General features: G+C 63.0%; 11 protein-coding genes and 1 pseudogene. All 12 read right to left on the bottom strand.

Going from position 1 to position 22,194, the window contains the following annotated elements; all coding sequences use genetic code 11:
- Positions 1-140 precede the first annotated feature (140 nt).
- Positions 141-9,464 (bottom strand): YDG domain-containing protein, encoded by a 9,324-nt coding sequence (locus ACQVLG_RS17605; RefSeq protein ID WP_474290407.1) that lies wholly within the window; start codon positions 9,462-9,464, stop codon positions 141-143.
- A gap of 32 nt (positions 9,465-9,496) precedes the next feature.
- Positions 9,497-11,158, bottom strand: a complete 1,662-nt coding sequence (locus tag ACQVLG_RS17600; protein WP_474290405.1) for a ShlB/FhaC/HecB family hemolysin secretion/activation protein — start codon at positions 11,156-11,158, stop codon at positions 9,497-9,499.
- A 10-nt stretch (positions 11,159-11,168) separates the two neighbouring features.
- Positions 11,169-11,456, bottom strand: coding sequence for a hypothetical protein (locus ACQVLG_RS17595; RefSeq protein WP_474290404.1), 288 nt, complete (start codon positions 11,454-11,456; stop codon positions 11,169-11,171).
- A 327-nt stretch (positions 11,457-11,783) separates the two neighbouring features.
- Positions 11,784-12,395: a SorB family sulfite dehydrogenase c-type cytochrome subunit gene (gene sorB, locus ACQVLG_RS17590; protein WP_474290402.1), complete on the bottom strand. Its 612-nt coding sequence runs from the start codon at positions 12,393-12,395 to the stop codon at positions 11,784-11,786.
- Between the two features lie 10 nt (positions 12,396-12,405).
- Entirely contained in the window at positions 12,406-13,632 is a 1,227-nt protein-coding gene (gene sorA / locus ACQVLG_RS17585; protein WP_474290400.1) for a SorA family sulfite dehydrogenase catalytic subunit, read from the bottom strand.
- The gene (locus tag ACQVLG_RS17580; RefSeq protein ID WP_474290399.1) at positions 13,625-15,058 is read right to left on the bottom strand and encodes an amino acid permease; all 1,434 of its coding nucleotides are present in this window, start codon (positions 15,056-15,058) and stop codon (positions 13,625-13,627) included. Before ACQVLG_RS17580 ends, sorA begins: the two co-directional genes overlap by 8 nt.
- Before the next feature lie 280 nt (positions 15,059-15,338).
- Positions 15,339-16,135 (bottom strand): annotated as a pseudogene (locus tag ACQVLG_RS17575) (ABC transporter permease subunit).
- A gap of 79 nt (positions 16,136-16,214) precedes the next feature.
- On the bottom strand, positions 16,215-17,030 hold the full coding sequence (locus tag ACQVLG_RS17570) for a taurine ABC transporter ATP-binding protein (protein ID WP_070219220.1): 816 nt from the start codon (positions 17,028-17,030) through the stop codon (positions 16,215-16,217).
- A 71-nt stretch (positions 17,031-17,101) separates the two neighbouring features.
- On the bottom strand, positions 17,102-18,178 hold the full coding sequence (gene tauA / locus ACQVLG_RS17565; RefSeq protein WP_474290397.1) for a taurine ABC transporter substrate-binding protein: 1,077 nt from the start codon (positions 18,176-18,178) through the stop codon (positions 17,102-17,104).
- A gap of 120 nt (positions 18,179-18,298) precedes the next feature.
- Complete coding sequence (locus ACQVLG_RS17560) at positions 18,299-19,714, bottom strand: NAD(P)/FAD-dependent oxidoreductase (RefSeq protein WP_474295694.1); 1,416 nt, start codon at positions 19,712-19,714, stop codon at positions 18,299-18,301.
- Positions 19,715-19,764: 50 nt separating this feature from the next.
- Entirely contained in the window at positions 19,765-20,172 is a 408-nt protein-coding gene (locus ACQVLG_RS17555) for a nuclear transport factor 2 family protein (RefSeq protein WP_230541661.1), read from the bottom strand.
- 196 nt (positions 20,173-20,368) lie between these two features.
- The gene (gene xsc, locus ACQVLG_RS17550; protein WP_474295692.1) at positions 20,369-22,177 is read right to left on the bottom strand and encodes a sulfoacetaldehyde acetyltransferase; all 1,809 of its coding nucleotides are present in this window, start codon (positions 22,175-22,177) and stop codon (positions 20,369-20,371) included.
- Positions 22,178-22,194 lie beyond the last annotated feature (17 nt).

Here is a 22,194-nt window from a genome sequence, read left to right as displayed (position 1 = left end):
TGTTCAGCGCTGCTCTTCTGACGGAAATCAAGGATGGTGCCGCCATTATAAGAGCGCGGCAACGATGCACCGGTAAAAAAAATGCCGCCTCGAAACACGAAGCGGCACTCCGGCGCCACCATGCGGCGGGGCCGCTTGCTTTACTGGCTGTCCTGACGCGTGTTGCCGCCAGCTTCGGCCGGCAGGCGCAGGCCGCTATCGATCACGCTCAGGCGCAGGCCTGGCAAGACATTGCCGACGACATTGCCGGCCAACTGCACGGCCGGCGCGCTGCCGGCGCTCCCCGTCTCTGCCTCGCGCGGCGCCTCCTGCGCGGCGGCAGGCTTGCCTGGCGCCGTCTCGCCACTGACGATCATGTCGGCCTGCACCATATTGCCCTGCGATGGCGCCACGGCAACGGCCGCGATCACGTTCGCGACCGCGCTTTGCAGCGCTTCCGTCGGCTTGACCTTCAGCACGCCTTCCACATAGTTCAGGGCGTAGTTGTTCGACGCCTGGCCCGATGCCGATACCAGATAATTGCCGGCCGCGGATGCCGTCGCCGCCGGCGTGCTGAACGCCAGGTTGCCGCGCACTTCAGCCGCCAGCGTATCGCCACCAAGCAAGCCGCTGTAGCTGGCGCGGAAGTCGGGATTGGCGCGTCCCTGGTCTTTTTCAGCGTTATCGACTTTCACCGTCAGCGCCGCCTGCGAGATCGTGGCCGTCGTGCTGGCGCTACTGTTGACCACGTAATTGCCCGCATCCGCGCCGCTCAGGCGTATGCCGGCCACCGTCACCGTCTTGCCCGCGCCCGCATTCTTGTCGCTGAAGCTGGCGCCATCGCTGGCAATGCTCAGCTGATCATTGCCGAGACGATTGTCGCGCAAGGAAACGGCGGCATTCGTGGTGGCGTCATATACCTTGTTGACGCCGCTGGCGCTGACCGTCAGTGCCGCTGGCGTGATATCTGCCGTGGTGCTGGCCAGGCTGCTGGCCAGCACGTAGTTCGCCGCATCGGCGCCACCCAGGGCCAGGCCGCTGATGGTTACGGTCTTGCCCCTTGCCGCATTCTTGTCGCTGAACGCGCCAAGCACGGGGCCGCCAGCCAGGCTCAAGGCGTCGCCAGCCACCAGGCCATTGAAGGTGGCGCCAGCCAGGTTCAGGCTGGCCGCCGTGCCACCGTCGTACACTTTGTTCGCGGCCACGATACCGGCAACGGCGCTGATGGACGCTGGCGTGATGCTGGCCGTCAAGCCCGTCGGATTGCTGACCGTGTAGTTGCTGGCCGAACCAGTGCCGTCGAGCAAGGTGGTGCCGCTGACGGTCACGGCTTTCGCATTGCCCGCGTTCTTGTCGCTGAAGGCCGCCGTCTGGCCGCCGATGGCCAGGGTTTCATCGCCCACCAGGCCGGCCAGGCTGCCGCCGCTCAGTTGCGCCACCGCATTGCCGTCGTAGACCTTGTTGCCGGCCACCTGGCCCGTCACCGTCAGGGCTTTCGGCGTGATGCTGGCCGTCAAGCCGGTCGGATTGGCCACCGTGTAGTTGCTGGCCGAACCAGTGCCGTCGAGCAAGGTGGTGCCGCTGACCGTCACGGCTTTCGCATTGCCCGCGTTCTTGTCGCTGAAGACCGCCGTCTGGCCGCCGATGGCCAGGGTTTCATCGCCCACCAGGCCGGCCAGGCTGCCGCCGCTCAGTTGCGCCACCGCATTGCCATCGTAGACCTTGTTGCCGGCCACCTGGCCCGTCACCGTCAGGGCTTTCGGCGTGATGCTGGCCGTCAAGCCGGTCGGATTGGCCACCGTGTAGTTGCTGGCCGAACCAGTGCCGTCGAGCAAGGTGGTGCCGCTGACCGTCACGGTTTTCGCATTGCCCGCGTTCTTGTCGCTGAAGACCGCCGTCTGGCCGCCGATGGCCAGGGTTTCATCGCCCACCAGGCCGGCCAGGCTGCCGCCGCTCAGTTGCGCCACCGCATTGCCGTCGTAGACCTTGTTGCCGGCCACCTGGCCCGTCACCGTCAGGGCTTTCGGCGTGATGCTGGCCGTCAAGCCGGTCGGATTGGCCACCGTGTAGTTGCTGGCCGAACCAGTGCCGTCGAGCAAGGTGGTGCCGCTGACCGTCACGGCTTTCGCATTGCCCGCATTCTTGTCGCTGAAGGCCGCCGTCTGGCCGCCGATGGCCAGGGTTTCATCGCCCACCAGGCCGGCCAGGCTGCCGCCGCTCAGTTGCGCCACCGTATTGCCGTCATAGACCTTGTTGCCGGCCACCTGGCCCGTCACCGTCAGGGCTTTCGGCGTGATGCTGGCCGTCAAGCCGGTCGGATTGGCCACCGTGTAGTTGCTGGCCGAACCAGTGCCGTCGAGCAAGGTCGTGCCGCTGACGGTCACGGCTTTCGCATTGCCCGCATTCTTGTCGCTGAAGGCCGCCGTCTGGCCGCCGATGGACAGGGTTTCATCGCCCACCAGGCCGGCCAGACTGCCGCCGCTCAGTTGCGCCACCGTATTGCCGTCGTAAACCTTGTTGCCCGCCACCTGGCCCGCCACCGTCAGGGCTTTCGGCGTGATGCTGGCCGTCAAGCCGGTCGGATTGGCCACCGTGTAGTTGCTGGCCGAACCAGTGCCGTCGAGCAAGGTCGTGCCGCTGACCGTCACGGCTTTCGCATTGCCCGCATTCTTGTCGCTGAAGGCCGCCGTCTGGCCGGCGATGGCCAGGGTTTCATCGCCCACCAGGCCAAGCAAGCTGCCGCCGCTCAGCTGCGCCACCGCATTGCCGTCGTAGACCTTGTTGCCGGCCACCTGGCCCGTCACCGTCAGGGCTTTCGGCGTGATATCGGCCGTGCCGCTGGATACATTACTGCCCAGGATATAGTTGCCAGCATCCGCACCAGCCAGCGTGATGCCGCTAACCATCACAACCTTGGCCGTGCCAGCATTCTTGTCGCTGAACAAAGCAGAGCCTGCGACACTCAAGCTGTCGTTGCCAATAATGCCATCGAAGGTCGCCGTGCCATTCAAGGTGGCGGTTCTCAAGCCATCATAAGTCTTGTTGCTGACACCCACGTTCGACACGCTGCCGATGCTGGCCTTGGCGATATCGGCCACGCCGCTGGACGTCGTGCTGCCCAGGAGGTAGTTGCCCGCATCCGCGCCACCCAGGGTGATGTTGCTGACGTTCACCGTTTTGCCCGTGCCCGCATTCTTGTCGCTGAATTCGCCATTGCCCGCCACCGTCAGGCTATCGTCGCCGAAGATGCCGGTGAAGGTCGCCGTGCCATTCAAGGTGGCCGTTTTCTGGCCATCATAGGTCTTGTTGTTGACGCCCACGTTCGACACGCCGCTGATGCTGGCCTTGGCGATATCGGCCACGCCGCTGGACGTCGTGCTGCCCAGGAGGTAGTTGCCCGCGTCCGCGCCGCCCAGGGTGATGTTGCTGACGTTCACCGTTTTGCCCGTGCCCGCGTTCTTGTCGCTGAAGGCGCCATTGCCCGCTACCGTCAGGCTGTCGCCATTGACCATGCCATTGAAGGTCGCCGCGCCGTTGAGCGTGGCCGTGGCTGAGGCATCGTAAGTCTTGTTGTTGACGCCCACGTTCGACACGCTGCCGATGCTGGCCTTGGCGATATCGGCCACGCCGCTGGACGTCGTGCTGCCCAGGAGGTAGTTGCCCGCATCCGCGCCACCCAGGGTGATGCCGCTGACGTTGACGGTCTTGCCCGTGCCCGCATTCTTGTCGCTGAATTCGCCATTGCCCGCCACCGTCAGGCTGTCGTCGCCGATGATGCCGGTGAAGGTCGCCGTGCCATTCAAGGTGGCCGTTTTCTGACCATCATAGGTCTTGTTGTTGACTCCCACGTTCGACACGCCGCTGATGCTGGCCTTGCTGATGTCGGCAGTCACGTTGCCCGGACTGGTGAAGGTGTAGTTGCTGGCCAGGCCAGTGCCATTCTGCAAGGTCGTGCCGCTGATCGCGACCACCTTGGCCGTGCCGGCGTTCTTGTCGCTGAAACTGCCCACGCCGCCGCTGAAGCTCAGCGTTTCACCCGCGACCATGCCGCTCAAGGTACCGCCCGACAAGACTGCCGCCGTCGTGCCATCATAGACTTTATTGTCGGCTGTCACACCGGAAAGCGTGACGGCCTTGGGCGTGATATTCGCCGTGGCAGTGGCCGTATTATTGCTAAAATTATAATTTCCCAGGTCGCTGCCGGACAAGGTGATATTGCTGATATTGACGGCCTTGTTGGTCCCAACGTTTTTATCCGTAAAGGCGCCGTTCGCACTGGACAATTGCACGTCGTCACCGGCAATCTTGCCATTGATCACAGCCAAGCCGGCACTGAGGCTGGCGCTGAGGTTGCCGTTATAGACCTTGTCCTCGGCGCTCAAGCCAGTAATGCCGGTAATCGTTGCTTTCGCAATATCGCCCGTCAAGCCGCCAGGCGCGCTCAGCGTGTAGTTGCCTGCCAGGCCGCTGCCATCGCTCAGGGTCACGCCGCCGATCGTAATGGCCTTGCCCGTGCCCGCGTTCTTGTCGCTGTAGCTGGCGCCCTGCACGGCAAAGCCCAGGGTTTCCGCATTGACCAAGCCATTCAAGGTGCCGCCGGTCAGGTTTGCATCGGCCGTGCCGTCGTAGACCTTATTGTTGCCGCTCAAGCCCGTCAGCGTCAGCGCCTTGGCAGTGATATCGGCTGTGCTGCCGGCCGTGCTGCTGGCCAGGTTGTAGTTGCCCGCGTCCGTGCCGCCCAGCACGATGCCGCTGATGCTGACCGCCTTGCCTGTGCCCGCATTCTTGTCGCTGAAACTGCCGCTGGCGGCCGACACGTTCAGGGTATCGCCGCCCACCATGCCCGCAAACGTGGCGCCCGCCGTGTTCAGGCCAGCCGTGGCAGTGCCGTCATACACTTTATTTCCAGCAACAATGCCGCTCACGCCGCTGATGGTGGCCTTGCTGATGTTGGCTGTGCTGCTGGCCGAAGTATTAGTGAAATTGTAATTACCAGCATCCGTGCCGCCCAGGGTAATGCCGCTGATATTGACTGTCTTGCCATTGCTGGCGTTCTTGTCGGTAAAGCTGCCGCTGGCGCCCGAGACCGTCAAGCTGTCGCCACCGACCATGCCCGTAAACGAGGCCCCTGCCGTGTTCAGGCTGGCGGCCACGCCGCCGTCGTACACTTTATTTCCAGCAACGATACCGGCCACGCCGGTGATGGTGGCCTTGCTGATATCGGCGGTGCTGCTGGCCGTGGCATTGGTCAAATTGTAGTTGCCGGCGTCCGTGCCGCCCAGCACGATGCCGCTGATGCTGACCGCCTTGCCGGTCGCGGCGTTCTTGTCGCCGAAGCTGCCGCTGGCGCCCGACACGCTCAGGCTGTCGCCGCCCACCATGCCCGCAAACGTGGCGCCCGCCGTGTTCAGGCTGGCCGTGGCAGTGCCGTCATACACTTTATTTCCAGCAACAATGCCGCTCACGCCGCTGATGGTGGCCTTGCTGATATTGCCCGTCAAGCCGTTCACGGGCGCCAGCGCATAGTTGCCCCCGGCGCTGCCGCCCAGGGCCGCGTTGACCGTCACGGCGATGCCGTTGCCCGCATTCTTGCTGGCGTACGTGCCATTCACGGTCGAACTGACATTGGCCAGGTCGCCCGCCAGCACGCCGTTCAGGGTGCCGCTGATGGCGGCCACGGTGGTGCCGTCGTACACCTTGTCGCCCACCGCCGCGCCGCTCAGGGTGACGGACTTGGGCGTGATCACCAGGCCGCCATCGATATAGCTGATGGCGTAGCCGGACTGGCCGCCGGACGAGTACAAGCCGCTGGCCGACACGCCATACGTGCCCGCATTCACGGCGCCAGCGGCATTGCCCGCATACACGGGCGTGCCCTGCAGGCTGGCGCCCGCCACCGTGTTCGAATACGTGACGCTATTGCTGCCGCCTGCGTAGGCCACGCCGTCATACACCTTGCTGTCGTAGGAAACGCGCACGGCGACCTGCTTCATGAACGAGCGCAGGAAAGGCGCGCTCTGGCCGTCGTAGACTACCCACATCTGCCCCAGCTCCCAGCCGGCGCCCGTGTAATTCGACAGGTTTTTCAGCTGCGCCGTCGTCTTGCCCGTCCCGCCCATACTATTCGCCTGGCCGCTGGCCACCGTGTCCCAATAGCTGCCCGTGACGCTGCCCGCATTGGCGCCCACCAGGCCGCCCACATTGCTGGTGCCGCTCACGCCGCCGTTCGCGTAGCTGTTGGCGATGCTGCCGCCATTGCTGCCGACCAGGCCGCCGACGATGCTGGTGCCGCTCACGGTGCCGCTCGCATAGCTGTCCGCCACCGTGCCCGTATTGCTGCCCACCAGGCCGCCTCCGGTGGACGTGCTCGTCACGCCGCTGGTGGCAAAGCTGCCGCTGATCGTGCCCGCATTGCTGCCGGCCAGGGCGCCCACATTCGTGCCGCCCGCCACGCTGCCGCCGGACAGGCCCACGTTCGCCACCACGCCCGTGCTGCCGATGGCGCCGAACAGGCCCACATCGCTCACGCCCGCCTTGGCGATGTTCAGGCTGGAAATAATATGGCCAGTGCCGTCCAGGCTGCCCGTGAAGGCCGAAGCTGCCGTGCCGACGGGGATGAAGCCCGTGCTGCCCCACACATCGTTGCCGTTCGCCGCAGTGCCGGCCGCGCTGAAGCTGCTGCCCAAGGTGTAGCTGGCAGCCTTGTTCATCGCCATCAATTGCAACTGGTGCGTGGAATTGATGGTATTCGACCACTCCGACGCCAGCATCGGGCGCGTGCCGGCGGCCGCGCCATTGATCGAACCGTCGCCGCTGACGATGACCCAGTTGTTGCCCGTCGCACCTGCCGTACTGGTGAAATTGAATCCCGTGAAATTACTCCCTTGCAACATCTGCGCCGCACTCAAGCCCTGGGCCACGGTGCTTGCGCCATTGCTGACCACACCAACGGCGCTTAACCCCGAATTCAGGATGTTGTTGAAATAGGCATTGACGATGGAGCCACCATTGTGGTCGCCGACAATGGCGCCGTTATTGATGCCGGTCGTCGTGAGCTTGCCCGAATAATATGTATTGGTGAGGGCAACACCGATGTTGTAGCCCACCACGCCGCCCACGGTGGAGTTGCCCGTCACGTTGCCCGTCGCATAGCTGTTGCTTATCGGGCCAGCAGACACCCCGACCAGGCCGCCGAGATTATTCGTCCCGGTCACATTGCCAGTGGCATAGCTATTCGTTACCGCGCCGCTTTCTATCCGCCCCACCAAGCCACCCAGGCCGGAAGTTCCCGTGACATTGCCCGTCGCATAGCTGTTCGTGACCGTGCCGCCACCCGTGTTAATGGCTGCCAGGCCGCCGCCGTAGCTGCCGCCAGCACTGCCGACGCTGATGGCGCCCGTGGCGTAGCTGTCGCTGATCGTGCCGCGGTTGAATACGGCCAGGCCGCCTGCGAAATAGTTGGTAGAGGTGGTGGCCACGGCGCTGGAACTGCCCTTGATCAAGCCGCCGGCCGCATTCACGCCGACCAGGCCGCCGGCGGCGCCATACGCGCCAGCAACAACGGTGCCGGCGGCGCGGCTGTTGCTGAGCGTGCCGGCATTGGTGCCCACCAGCGCGCCCATGTTGATGTAGCCGGAACCATGCACGGCGCCGCTGCTGGACACATTTTCGATGGTGCCGTTATTGCGGCCCGCCAGCGCGCCGATGTCGGTATACGCGGCACCGTACGCGGCCTGCGAACCCGAAATATTGACATTGCTCAAGCTTAGGTTGCGCACGCTGCCAGCCACGCCAATATTGCCGAACATCGCCGCCGGCGTCTCGGGGCGGTTGATGGTCAAGCCATACAGTTCATGGCCCAGGCCGTCAAACTTGCCGGTAAACGGCGTCCCGGCGCTGCCGATCGGCACAAAGCCCTGGCCGCCGTCCCAGCCGGAGGTGCCGCGCGCGTCGATATTGCTACCCAGCACATAGTTGCCGGACAAATTGCCCTGCATGCCTTGCACGTCGCTGCCGGTCGTGCTGTTGAAGGCGCCCAGGCTGTTGATCACCTGATACACGGTCACGCTGCCGTTACTGCCCAGCTTGGTGCTGAAGTTATTCCCCGATGGCAAATCCACTTCGGCCTTGACGTTGTACGTGGACAGATTGCCGGCGGCGAGCCCGCTCTGGCCGTATTCCAGCGCCAGGCTGGCCGTGCCCGCGCCGCGCATGGCCTTGTTGATATTGATATTGTTCTGTGCCGTCAGGGTCAGCTTGTTGGCCGTCCAGTTGACGTTGTCATTGACGTTGATGTTGCCCTGCGTGCCGCTGCCGCCCGAGATGCTCTGGATCTGCACGTTGCCCGATTTCAAGGAGTTGCTCAGGAAGGCGCCCGTCATGTCGCCGCCGGAAACGGCGATATTGAAGTCGGTCGGGTCGATCAGCCAGGTGCCCGCCAAGCCCTTGCTTGAGGCCGTCGTCACCTTCAGCGCATCGTCGATCTTCACGTGCGCGGCCGAGGTGTCGATGAAGCCGCCATTGCCTTCAGCGGGCGCGCTGGCGTCCAGGGTGCCGCCCGCGTGCACCGTGCCGCTCTGCATGTCACCGAGCAACTTGATCGTGCCGCCGCGCGTGTCGATGGTATGCGCCTCGATCACGCCCGTGTTGTTGACCACGGTTTTCAGCAAGTCGCCCGCCGCCTGCGCCGTCAGCACGACGCTGCCGCCGTCCGCCTTGATCATGCCGCCGTTATGCACCAGCGCGCCCACGGCGCCCTGGTCCACCGCCACGTTCAGCAAGCCGTCGGCGGCCACATCCAGGGTGATGGCGCGGCCCGCCGCCAGGGCCACCGAGCCCAGGCGCGCCTGGATCGTGCCTTCGTTCGAGACGTTGGCGCCCAGCAAGGCCACATAGCCGCCCGGCGCGCTGATCGAACCCTGGTTCAGCACCTTGCCGCTACCGTTGCCGCTAAATTTGTAATTGCCGGCCATGAAGTCGGCATTGGAAATATCCAGCGTGGACGCCACCAGGCCCGCCGTGTTCACGGACGCGCCCCGGCCGAACAGCACGCCGTTCGGGTTGACGATGAACACCTTGCCATTGGCCGACAAGTTGCCCAGGATGGTCGTGCCGTCGCTGCCCAGCACGCGGTTCAGGGCCACCGCATTGCTGTTGGGCTGCTGGAACTGCACCGACTCGCCCTTGCCGATATTGAAACTGGCCCAGTTGATCACGGCATTCTTGCTGCCCTGCCGGATCACCGTCGCGCCCGGCGCGCCGTTGATCGTTGCCTGCCCCGCCACCACCGTGCCGCCCGCCGGCCCCGCCAGGGCCAGCGAGCCATAGCCCAGCATCAGGGCCGCCGCCATGCCGGTCAAGGCAAAATGCGCCCCGCCACCGCTGCTGCCGGGCATCGAGCGCTTGCCGGCGGATTTGACGTTTTCGGAAACGGCGGCGTAGGCGCCGGTGGCCTGGTTCCAGATGGAGCGGTAGATGCGGTTCATGGCAGTGTCCTGATTGTATTAACTTGTCTTAATTAGAAGTATTTGACGGCTTGCAGCCAGAAACGGCCTGCCGCATCGGGTGCCGAGGTCGCCTTGGCATTGCCCAGCTTGTGCGCGTAATACGCCTTCAGCACGAGCGCATTGGCGCCCGTCCACGTCACGCCCACGCCGGCGCCGCTCAGGGTGCGGCGGTTGTCGCCGGCGCTCCAGGCATCGCGGTTCAGCTTGACGGTGCCCGTGTCGGCAAAGGCCAGCACCTGCAGCTGGCCCGGGAAGGCCGTGAACGCCGTCACGTTCTGGCGCAATTCCAGATTCAGCACATAGCCCTGGTCGCCATACGCCTCGCCGCCCGGATAGGCGCGCACGCCGCCCACGCCGCCGATGCCCATCTTTTCCGAGACATCGAGGTTTTTCGATGCCGCCTGGCCACTGATGATGCCGAACAAGCTCGTCTCGCCGCCCAGGCTTTGCACGCGCGCCCCGTTGAAGGCAAGCTTGTTGAAGTGGCCGTTGCTGTTGGCCGTCGCGCGGTCGAGCAGCAAGGCATCGGGCGTCCCGATATCGATCTTGCCCGTGGTGTACGTGACGGAATAGGTGCTGACGCCGCCGCCGCCCCAGCCGTCCTTGCCGTCGCCATTCAGGTTCAGCATCCACACCCTGGCCGTCTTGTCGTTGACGCTGCCCGTCGATTCCGTCCGGTCCTGGAAGGTCTTGTCGTCATAGCTGACCTGCGCATACAGATTGTTGCTGCGCGAACGGATCAGCGGATAACTGCCGTAGGCGCTGGCGATCTTCGCCGTGCCCTTGGCGTCGAGCACGGCAAATTCCTTGCCCAGCTTGTAATCCATATACGTGTAGGCGCCGCCCAGGCGCAGCAAGCCCGCCTGTCCCTGATAGGCCAGGCGGCCATAGTTCAGGCCGTCGGCCGACGTGAAGGCGCGCACGGTGGCCACGTCGCCGATGCCGGCCAGTTCATTGATGTTCAGGGTGGCGCCGATGCGGTTGCGGCCCGTGTAGCGGTTGCCCTGGTTATCGACGTCGATGCTGCCGTTGAAGCGCGCACCGGGCTGCACGTCGACGATGAGGTCGGACGCGCCCAGGGACGCCCCCGGCGCCAGGGTCGAGCTGACCTGCACGCCCGGCAAGTCCGACAGCAGCAGCAAGCGCCGCTCCAGTGGCGGCGTGGAAATCACCTGCCCATCCAGGCCGGCCAGCAGCGTGCCGGCCAGGCCGTCGTCGGACAGATTGCTCTGGTTGCGCAGCTGCACCTGGCCATACCGGCCCGGCAGCACGTCGATGGCGACGACGCCATCGTGGATGTCTTGCGCGGGCAGATACGCCTGCGCCAGGAAATAGCCGCGGTTCTGATAATAGCTGGCAATTTTGGACGCCATGGCGCGCAGCTCGCCCAGGGTCAGCTCGCTGCCGGGGACAAAACCCGTGGCAGCGACCAGTTCGCTCTCGGCAAACACGGGCGGCGCCGCGATACGCAGGCGCTGCACGCTGATGCGCGTGGTATCGCCCACCGTGGTGGCGGGCACGTTGCCCTGCTGCACGCGGATGGCTGGCGGCACTTTCGGCAACTGTGGCGCGACGGGAATCTGCTGCAACTGGCTGCCGGCATTCGGGGGATCGACGGCCCAGGCGGTCTGGATCAGCGCCAGCAAGGTCAGTGGAAGTAATTTGGTATTCAAGGTCATCCTTTCAGGCGGCGCGCCCGCGCCAGGCACGCCGTTTCCGGCGGTACTGGCGGGGAATACAAGAGCGTGAAAAAAAATATTCTTTTGCTACCAATGTTAAATAAAATAGCAACGGAAGAATAAAATTCTCAACAGCAACATTGATCCATTTTAGCGCGCCATGAGAAGAGAAAATACTTGCCTGGGGGACTGATTCACTACATTGGTGCAGCCCAAACACGAACATCGGCAAAATCCTCAAAGTCGCGGGAAAATGCACCTTTCCACCAAGAAATTCGTTGTCTTCATGCAACAAATTTTCCGCAGCATGACTATCGACATGCTACTTTTCGCAGCACAAATAGTGGTTCCAATGACGACTTATTGATATTGTCGCAAGATAAAACAATGTTATTGTTTTGCATACACTGATTCTCTTTCCATGACGCAATTTCTTGCGCCACAAGAGTATGTAACATTCTTGCAAAAATGAGTTATCAATGAATTAATTCCAGCAATGGAATGCTTGAAAAATACAGGCGTGACAGCCAGCCGGCATGTCGGACACAAGACCGACCTACCGGCTGGCTGCGCGGAGGAAGAGAGGTGAAGTGCGCTGGCGTGCCGCGCTGGCCAGGCGCTACCTGGACAGCACGTATTTCGCCAGGGCCGCCGCATCGGCTACACTGAGCTGGCTGAACGGCGGCATGGGCACGGGCCCCCATTTGCCGGCGCCGCCGCTGCGGATATTCGCCGCCACGGCGGCAACGCCGTCCTTGCCCCTGTAGCGGGCGGCCACCTCGGCAAAGCCGGGGCCGACCACTTTCTGGTCGAGGGCGTGACAAGCCATGCAGCCATTTGCCGCCAGCAAGGTTTTCACATCCTTGCCGCTGGCGGCAGGGACAGCCGCTACGGCGGGCTTCGTTGCGGCGGCGGGCGCTGCGGCGCCCCGCTCCGCGCCATAGGTTTTCACCAGGTAGTCGACCATGGCCGGCATGTCCGCGTCGTCAAACTGGGCGCCGAACGGCTTCTTCATCTTCTTGACGGTCGCTTCCCAGTAGGCGCGCGGCGAGGCGGGCGGCTGGGTCGATGCGTACTGGGCCGCGTGACACGTCATGCAGTTGCGCTGCACCAGCTGGTAGCCGGGCAATTCGCTGGGTTTATAGGCCGCCGTTTCCGGCGGCAAGTGGATGTCCAGCGCGCACGCGCCGCCCGCCGCCGACAGTGCCAGCGCGGCAAGTATTATCTTCATATGATTCTCCTCAGACTGCCTGGATGCGCGTGGTTTCCACCACATTGCGCATATAACCCATGGGATTCCACAGGGCTTTCATGGGCTGGCTCTGGCCGATGCGGTTGACGGCGCGCACCATCAGCACGTGCTTGCCCTTGCGCGGCGCCTTCATGACCATCGTCCACTCGCGGAACGAGAAGCGTCCCAGGTCCTTGCCCAGCGTTGCTTCCTGCCACGTCTGGCCGCCGTCCACCGACACCGTCACCTCGCTGATGCCCTGGCCGCCATCGAAGGCGATGCCGCGCAAGGCCAGGTCGTGCCCCGCCTTCACTCGCGCGCCATCTTGCACGCTGGTAATGAAGGAGCGCACGTTGAGGCGGCTGATCGGCGTCGTCTTGCCCACGGGCGTGCCCGGCTCGATGAAGCCGGAACCGTTGTCGGGGATGCGGTAACCCGTGCTCATCCAGAAGCCGTCAAACGGCTTGTCCAGCACCGTGATGTCGCTCAAGTGCTTGACCCAGTAAGTGCCATAGTAGCCCGGCACGATCAGGCGCAGCGGATAGCCGTTGAGGAAAGGAATGTCCTCGCCATTCATGGCCCAGGCCAGCAGCACGTCGCCAGCCATGATGTGCTCGACGGACAAGGCTTTCTGGAAGTCGGGGCCGTCGCCCACGGGCGGCGTTTCCAGGCCGTTGAAGGCCACCTGCACGGCATTGGCCGCGATGCCGGCCTTTTCCAGCACGGTTTTCAGGGGGACGCCCGTCCAGCGGGCATTGCCCATGGCGCCATTGCCCAGCTGCCCGCCATTCGCGCGCGGGGCAAAGAAGCCGCGGCTGTTGCCCGAACATTGCGTCACGGCCACCACGTCGACGGGGTCGGCCAGCTGTTTCAGTTCCGCCAGCGACAGCTCCAGTGGCGTCTTGACGAGGCCGCCGATGCGCAAGCGGTAGCTGCCGCCGTCTATGCTGGTGGGCAAGCCACTCCAGTGATAGCGCACGAAGAACGCGTCGTTGGGCGTGATGGCCCCCTCGTTGAACACGCTGAACGGCGTTTCCAGCTGGGGCGGGCGGCTGGTCAGCAGGATCAGCGGGCGCTTTTGCGGAAAGGCCACCAGTTCGCGCTCGCCGTTTTCAAACGGCAAGGTGACAGAGGCAGCCAGGGCCGACCCAGGCCCCGCCACGGCGGCGGCGCCCAGGGCGGCCGTCGTGCGCAGGAAGCGGCGCCGGCTGGCGGGCAACAAAGTTGTATCAGACATGTTTGAGCTCCACTTTGGTATCGGCGGAGGCACCGCCGTTGCGGTCATCGTTGACCAGCTTCTTGATGTAGTACATGACGCTCATGATGACCACGCTCAACAAGCCGAACCAGAACGACACGCGCTGCTCCGTATCGGACGACACGCTCATGGCCCCCAGGATCACCAGCATGGCGATGATGGTGAAATACGTAAGATAGGGGAAAAGCCACATGCGCACCTTGATGCGTTCCGGGCATTCGCGTTCCAGGCGGCGGCGCAGGCGCAATTGAGATATCGCAATGAGCAGGTACACGAACAGGATCAGAATGCCGTAGGAATTGACGATGAAGGGGAAGACCAGGTCGGCCGACACATACGAGACGGCAATGGCAAAGTAGGCGAACAAGGTGCTGAACAAAATGGCGCGAATCGGCACGCCGTTCTTGCTCAGCTTGACCAGGCCCGTGGGGGCATCGCCGCGGCGCGTCAGCGCAAAGATCATGCGCGACGAGGCGTACAGGCTGGAATTCAGCGCCGACAGCACGGCCGTCAAAATGATGGCGTTCATGATGTGGGCCGCGTACGGAATGTTCATGACGGTCAGGGCGCTGACGAAGGGCGTGGCGATGGCAGGCGAATCCCAGGGCACGATGCAGACGACGACAAACATGGAACCGACATAAAACATCAGCACGCGGGTGACGACGGAATTGGTGGCGCGGGCGATGGCCTTGGCCGGGTCCGACGTTTCGGCGGCGGCGATGGTGACGATTTCGGCGCCCGAATAAAAGGCCGTGGCGGCCACGGCGCCGCTCAGTACGGGGCCCCAGCCGTGCGGCATGAAGCCGCCATGGCTGGTCAAAAAGCCCAGGCTTGGGATGCTGTTGGGCAAGCTGCCCGTGAGGAACAGGGCGCCGACGAACAGGAAGACGATGATGGCGACCACCTTGATCGAAGCGAACCAGAACTCGAATTCGCCGAACGCTTTCACCGAGAACAGGTTCAGCACCGTCATCGACACGAGCAAGACCAGACTGATGGACCACGATGGCACGTCGGGCAGCCAGAAGTTGACCAGCTTGGCGCCGGCGATGGCTTCCAGGGCCACGACGACGACCCAGAAATACCAGTACATCCAGCCGCTCATGAAGCCGAGGAATTTCGACACCTTCGGCTTGTCGTCGAAGGCCAGGCGCGCATATTCGTAAAAGGAGCCGACCACGGGCAGGGACGAAGCCAGCTCGCCCAGCATGCGCATGATCAGGACGACGAGGCCGCCCGTGAGCAAGAAGGATAGGATGGCGGCCGGGCCGGCAGCCTTGGCGATGACGCCGCTGCCAACGAAAAGGCCGGCGCCGATCACGCCGCCGATGGCGATCATGCTCATGTGGCGTTGCTTCAGCGAGTGCTGCAAGCCGGTACTGTTATGCGATTCGCTAATCATGTTTTGTCTCCTGAAAATCTCTGAAGCCCGGTGCGCCCTGCCTGCTGCGGCTTGCTCTTGCCGCGCGGCTTTGTTTTATTTAGGCAACACCGTCAAGCAGCATCGATACATCGTGTGAATCAGTCTGGTTGGCCGCATTCCATAAGTCAATCTGGAAATGCAGCGGCCCGGCGCGGCGCCCAAGGGGCAAGCGCGCTGGAGGGTAAGTACGGCTTATTGCGGATTAAAAAAAGGGAGCGGCGGCAACACTTGTGGCGTGCGCGCCACTCCCGGGAACGTCTTACACCTTGCCCTTCCATGGCACGAGGGTACGTTCGAGGTAGCGCATCATCAAATCAAACAGGAAAGCGAAGAAGCCGATCACGATAATGCCCATGATCACCACATCGCTGGCGAGGAACTCGGATGCGCTCAGCACCATGTAGCCGAGGCCGCGCGTGGCCGCCACCATCTCGCCGGCCACCAGGGTGGTCCAGCCCACGCCGATGCCGATGCGCATGCCGGTGAGGATTTCCGGAATCGCCGCGCGCAAAATTACGTGCACGATGACCTGGAAGCGGGTGGCGCCCATCGAGTACGCGGCGTGGATTTGCTCCAGCGACACGGAGCTGACGCCGGCGCGGGCCGCGATGGCCATCGGCGCGCGAAGATGGCCAGGAAGATCAGGTAGACCTTCGAAAACTCGCCGATGCCGAACCAGATGATGACTAGTGGCAAGTAAGCGAGCGGCGGCAGCGGACGGTAGAACTCGATCAAGGGGTCGAAGATGCCGCGCGCCACGCGGTTCACGCCCATCATCACGCCGATGGGGATGGCAAAAAGGCAAGCCAGGCCGAAGGCGCCGAACACGCGCACCAGACTGGCGACCGTGTGTTCCCACAGGGTGGCGCCGCCGAACCCGGTGGTGGCTGCCATGATGAATTTTTCATACACGGCTTGCGGCGAAGGTAAAAACAAGGGTTTCACCATGCCGCTGGCCGTCACGCCAAACCACAGCAGCAGCACGGCGATGACGGTGACGGTGGCGATGCGGCTGGAATTGCCCTGCCCCGGCGCACCGAACGCTTCGCCGGGCATGGCGCAGCGGGGAGCGAACAGGCGGCCAAAAAAGCCGGCGCGCTTGGCGTTGGTGGGAGGAAATCCCACGGCGGATGGGCTATGCATGGGACACCTCCAGCTCTTTATTGACGGCGCGTTCGTCGCCATAAATGATGTTGAGCACTGTTTCGCGCATCTTGATGAAGTCCGGGCTCGATTTCACGGCGCGCGCATCGCGGCATTCGAGGAAGCGCTTGTTGAAATCGAGTTCATACGTGTGCGTGATGCGGCCCGGACGGGGCGACATGACGATCAGCCGGTTCGCCAGGAACAGCGCCTCGTCGACGCTGTGGGTAATGAAGAAGAACATGGTGCTGGACTTGGCCCAGATATCGAGCAGCAATTCCTGGATGGTTTCGCGCGTCAGCGCGTCGAGCGCCGCCATCGGTTCATCCATCAGCAGCATGGCGGGATTGCTGGTCAGGGCGCGGGCGATGCCCACCCTTTGCTGCATGCCGCCCGACAACTGGTAGATCATATTGTCGTGAAAGTCCTTCAAGCCGACCAGCGCCAGGTTTTTCGCTGCCTGTTCGCGCCGCACGGCTTTCGGCACGCCTTGCAGCTTGAGGCCGAATTCCACGTTTTCCATCACGTTCAGCCACGGCAGCAAGGCGTGTTTCTGGAACACCACGCCACGGTCGGCGCCCGGCCCTTCCACTTTATTGTCACCGAGCATGATTTCACCCTTGGACGGGGCGATAAAGCCCGCCATCAGGCTCAGCAAGGTTGTCTTGCCGCAACCGGAAGCACCGAGCGCGACGACGAAGTCCCCGCTATTGATGGTGAGATTGATATTATTTAAGGCATGTACGCGTTCACCGGCCGTCTTGCCCGGATAAATCACGCTGACATCCTTGACGTACAGATTTTCCATCGTGTCCCCACAGTTCTGTTCAACGCACTCTGTTCAGTCAGCGCGCCCGCAGGCGCGCCATCGCACAACGTTTACTTCAGCAGGCCGGCGGCCTGTGCATACCTGGGTGTCACATATTTGGCGTAGTCAGGGGCCAGCGTATCGATCTTGCCTTCGCCCTTCAAAAATTGCGCCGTGGCCAGCAGCAAGGCTTGCGCCACGCCGCCCTTTGCGCCGCCACCGAGCCAGGCGGGCGAAGCCTGCTCCTGCAAGGATGGATAGGCGTACAGGGCCACGGAAGCGGCCACGTCCTTGGCAGCTGCGCCCGAATGCTTGACGTTGGCTTTCACTTGCGGCGAATCGATGGTCCACGCCTTCGGATTGGCGCGGTAGTCGGCGTCGGCAGCGGCCATCACCTTGACGAACTTGGCCATGAAGTCCGCGTTCGCTTCGCCCCAGGCGCGCTCGACGGCCATGCCGTCAAACGTGGCCTTGCCCTTCTTGCTCAGTTCGCCGGAAGTGACGAGCACCTTGCCGTTTTGCTTGAGTTTGCTCAAGGCCGGATCCCACACGAAGGCGGCATCGATGTCGCCCCGCTCCCAGGCGGCGGCGATCTGGTTCGGCTGCATGTTGAGCAACTTCACTTCCGTGGGCTTGATGCCCCACGTTTCCAGCGCGAACATGGTGTGGAAGTGCGTGGTGGAAACAAATGGCACGGCGATCTTCTTGCCGCGCAAGTCGGCCGGTTTGGTGATGCCGGCGCCGTTGCGGGCCACCATCGCTTCCGCTTCATTGATGTCGTCGATGATCCAGAACAGCTGCAGGTCGACGCCGCGGCTGACGGCCGCCGTCAATGGGCTGGAACCGATGACGCCGATCTGCACGTCGCCCGATGCCATGCCCGTGGCTACCTTGGCGCCCGAGTCGAACTTGCGCCAGTTGATTTTATAGCCGGTGGTTTTTTCCACTTCGCCGCTGGCGATCGCCACCAGGAAGGGGCCGTTGATTTCCTGGTAGGCAATCGTCACTTCCTTGCCTTGCGCGAAGGCCGTGCCGCTTGAAGCGACCGCCACGCCCAGCACCAGGGTGCCGAGGACGGCGCGGCGCAGCGTTGAAAAAACCGTTTTGCTCGGGGTTTTGCTCGGGGTTTTGCTCGTGTAGGTGTTCATGTCTCACTCCAAGTTATTGTTATGTGTGAACGTTCGGGCAATCTCATCCCTTTCGGGAGGCGCCGCTGTTTGCTCTTTGTCAACCATGCGGCGGCTTAGTACGGCTACTGCTATTACTATTTAAAAAACTTCATCCTTCAAGTGATACCAGCGGTACAGGAAGCGCTGGCCCAGGCGGCGGAACGGGGCGAACGCTTGCGACTCGACCAGTTCCATCATGTTGGGATACGGCAATTTCGAATTGAAGATCGGCAAGCCCGTGTCGCTGGCCTTGCCCGCGATGCGCTCGGCCATGCGCCGGCCCGCCTGCGCCGAATACATGACGCCGTTGCCGCCGTAACCGAGCGAATAGAAGATCGATTGCTTCGGGTCCGGTTGCACGATGCGCGGCATCATGTCGTGGCTGACGTCGACCCAGCCCCACCACGAATAATCGATGGGAATACCGGTCAGCGCGGGGAACTTGCGGTGCAGATCGTTGATCAAAAACTGTTTATATCTGTCGTCCGGCGCGTCGGCGCCCGTGATGGCGCTGCGGCTGCCGATCTGCACGCGGTTGTCCGGCATCAAACGGTAGTAGTGGCGCAAGATGCGCGTATCCGTGATCACCTGGTGGGTGCGGAAATTGCACGCCTCGATTTCCGCCGGGGTCAACGGGCGCGTGACGATGGAATTCGACAAAATCGGCAGCAGCCGGTTTTTCACCTGCGGATGCAGGTGGGGCGAGGTGTAGCCGCCCGTGGCCACGGCCACGGAACGGGCACGCACCACGCCGCCCGGCGTTTGCAGATAATGCACGCCGTTGCGCGTTTCCCAGCCCATCACAGGGCTCGATGGATGTACCTTGGCGCCCAGCGCGCGCGCCTTGCGCAGGTAGCCGAAGGCCAGCTTGCCCGCGTGGATGCCGATGCCTTCCGGCTCGTGCAGCGCACCCGCCGCTTCCTTGTCGTCGACGAATTCGCGCTTGACGGTGTCGGCGTCGAGGATGCGCGCGTCGTACTTGAAGATCTCGCGCATGACCTTGGCTTCTTTTTCCAGCGCGGGCATGGCTTTCGCCTTGTGGGCGATGTACAGGTGGCCGCCCGGCTGCGGGTCGCAATCGATGTCGGCCGTGATCTTCTTGAAGGTTTCCATGGCGTCGCACACTTCCGTGTGCAGTTTCAGGGCCGTGTCCATGCCGTAACGGGCGATCCACTGCGAGCGCTTCAGGCGGCCCGTCGTGCATTGCGCCTGGCCGCCGTTGCGCGTGCTGCAGCCCCAGCTGACCCGGTTCGCTTCCAGCACGGTGGCCTTGATGCCGTGTTCCTGAGCAAGAAAGATGGCGCAGGAGAGACCGGTAAAACCCGAGCCGATGATGGCCACGTCGACGTCGATGTCATGCGTGATGGGGCCGTCGTCGGCGGGCGGCTCGCCGGCCGTGCCGATCCAGTAGGTGGGCGCGTAGGCATTGCCGTGGCCAGGCCGCTGGGCCACGAGCGGATCGAAGGCGGGATCATAGGCCGTGCGGGCGGCGGTGCTGTGCCCCCAGTACGTCAGATGGGGTGTCGACAGGTTTGTTCATGATCATTCCCGGTGAACGTACTGGCTCAAGCTTTGACGACGGGTGGGCGATCCTTGCGGAAGGCGTTCTTCACGGCAATCTTGCCGTCGCGGAAGGTGAAGATGTCGACCATGCGCGCCTCGATGCGCGTGCCGTCCGCCTTGGTGCCGGCAAAGGTCGACTCCGTCACGCCGCGCTGGCCGCTGACGAAGTGCACGGGGTTGAGCCAGGCGGCGTCGGGAAAGGTTTGCCAGGCCAGCTCGAAACCGGCGCGCACGGCGTCGCGGCCGATAAAACTCTTGCCCAGCAAGTCAGGACCGGCGACGGCGTGGAATTCGCAGTCGTCAGCCATGGCGGCCATCAGGGCCTCGATATCGTGGCGGTTCCAGGCATCGCCGAACGCTTGCAGGAAGTCGATGGTGACGGCGTCGGTGTGCGGTACAGGGTGGTTCATGGTGGTCTCCGTAAATCGTTTTTGATACGCTACGTTCCGTTTTTTGTCTTTTATTGAATTTAAGCCTTAAGCATGGCCTTGTCAAATCAAATAATCCAAAAAACGGGACGCCTTGTATTCTTTAATGAAATTATGATGTTTTCGTGACAATCTGTGAGAATTTGGTCACAGGCCAGATCCTCACAGGGCCGCTGACTTAAACATAGTCTTTATATTTGTCCAGGTGACGAATCGGTTTGCTCAGCGCATCGCGACGGAACGGGTCGCCCAGCTCGCGCGTGCACATGATTTCAATGATGGTCGTCTTGCCTTCATTCATCTGCATGTCGATCGCCTTCTTCAGGGCCGGCCCCACGTCTTCCAGCTTGTCGACCGTGATGCCTTCGGCGCCCATGGCGCGCGCAATTTCCGCGAAGCTCTGGTTGTCGAGCTCGCCGGCCACGAAGCGGCGGTTGTAGAAATCCACCTGGTTTTTCTTTTCCGCGCCCCACTGGCGGTTGTGGAACACCACGGCCGTCACGGGAATGTTGTGGCGCACGCAGGTCATCGTTTCCATCAGGCTCATGCCCCAGGCGCCGTCGCCCGCATACGACACGGCTGGACGGTGCGGCGCGGCAACTTTCGCGCCAATAATCGTCGGAAACGCGTAGCCGCAGTTGCCAAAGCTCATCGCCGCAAAGAAGCTGCGCGGCTTTTCGAAGCGCAGGTAGCTATTCGCCACCGAGTTGATGTTGCCGATGTCGGTCGACACCATCACGTCTTCCGGCATGGCTTTTTCCAGCTCGCGCAGCACCTGGCGCGGGTGCAGATAGTTGCCCGGCTCTTTCTTTTGCTCTTCGATCATGTCCAGGCTGTACGCATCCTTTTCATGGGTCCAGTTCGTCAATTCCTCTTCCCACGCCGCCTTTTCCGCTTGCACGGTGGCATAGCGCGCGTCGCGCGTCGCATCGCAGTCGAGCGTCTTGCCATCCAGGCGGGCAATAATCGCCTTGGCGGCCGCCTTGGCGTCGCCGCAGATGCCGACCGAAATCTTTTTGACCAGCCCCAGCATCTTGTTGTCCGCATCGATCTGGATGATCTTGGCGTTCTTCGGCCAGTAATCCATGCCGTGCTGCGGCAGGGTGCCGAACGGTCCCAGACGCGAACCGAGGGCGACGACGACGTCGGCCTGGGCGATCAGTTTCATCGCCGCCTTGGAACCCTGGTAGCCGAGCGGACCGCACCACAGCGGGTGGCTGGCGGGAAACGAGTCATTGTGCAGGTAGCTGTTCACCACAGGCGCGCCCAGGCGCTCGGCCAGCGCCTTGCATTCCTCGATCGCCTCGCCCATGACGACGCCGCCGCCCGAGATAATCACGGGGAACTTGGCCTTGGCCAGCAGCTCCGCCGCATCGTTGAGGCTTTGTTCGCCGCCGGCGCCACGGTCGAGGCGGTTCGGCTTCGGGATTTCCGCCTTGATTTCGCCATAAAAATAGTCGCGCGGGATGTTCAATTGCGTCGGACCCATTTCCGACATGGCGCGGTCGAAGCAGCGGCCCGTGAATTCCGCCATGCGGGCCGGATTCGTCACGTGGCCTTGATATTTCGTAAATTCCTCGAACATCGGCAACTGGTTCGCTTCCTGGAAGCCGCCCAGGCCCATGCTCATCGTGCCCGTTTCCGGCGTGATGATCACGACGGGCGTGTGCGCCCAGTAGGCGGCGGCGATGGCCGTGACGCAATTGCTGATGCCGGGGCCGTTCTGGCCGATGACGACGCCATGGCGGCCCGAGACGCGGGCATAGCCGTCGGCCATGTGGCCGGCGCCCTGCTCGTGCACGACGGGGATCAGGCGGATGCCGGCCGGCGCAAAGATGTCCATCGGGTCCATGAAGGCCGAGCCCATGATGCCGAACATGTCGGTCACGCCATTGGCGGCCAGGGTTTCCACGAACGCTTCGGAAGGCGTCATCTTTTGCGGGCCGGTGGGGATGGCCGCTGCGGCGGCGGCTTTTTGCTCGGTCATGTCATTCATGGGTGTCT

This window comes from Janthinobacterium sp. TPC_1 (genome assembly GCF_056037845.1).
The sequence above is the reverse complement of the archived record's forward strand: the minus strand, read 5'-3'. Positions and strand labels throughout refer to the sequence as shown.

Coding starts and splice junctions, on each gene's coding strand:
- tauA (WP_474290397.1), bottom strand. CDS start 18,178: ATGAACACCTACACGAGCAAAACCCCGAGCAAAACCCCGAGCAAAACG.
- ACQVLG_RS17580 (WP_474290399.1), bottom strand. CDS start 15,058: ATGATTAGCGAATCGCATAACAGTACCGGCTTGCAGCACTCGCTGAAG.
- sorB (WP_474290402.1), bottom strand. CDS start 12,395: ATGAAGATAATACTTGCCGCGCTGGCACTGTCGGCGGCGGGCGGCGCG.
- ACQVLG_RS17605 (WP_474290407.1), bottom strand. CDS start 9,464: ATGAACCGCATCTACCGCTCCATCTGGAACCAGGCCACCGGCGCCTAC.
- ACQVLG_RS17555 (WP_230541661.1), bottom strand. CDS start 20,172: ATGAACCACCCTGTACCGCACACCGACGCCGTCACCATCGACTTCCTG.
- xsc (WP_474295692.1), bottom strand. CDS start 22,177: ATGACCGAGCAAAAAGCCGCCGCCGCAGCGGCCATCCCCACCGGCCCG.
- sorA (WP_474290400.1), bottom strand. CDS start 13,632: ATGTCTGATACAACTTTGTTGCCCGCCAGCCGGCGCCGCTTCCTGCGC.
- ACQVLG_RS17570 (WP_070219220.1), bottom strand. CDS start 17,030: ATGGAAAATCTGTACGTCAAGGATGTCAGCGTGATTTATCCGGGCAAG.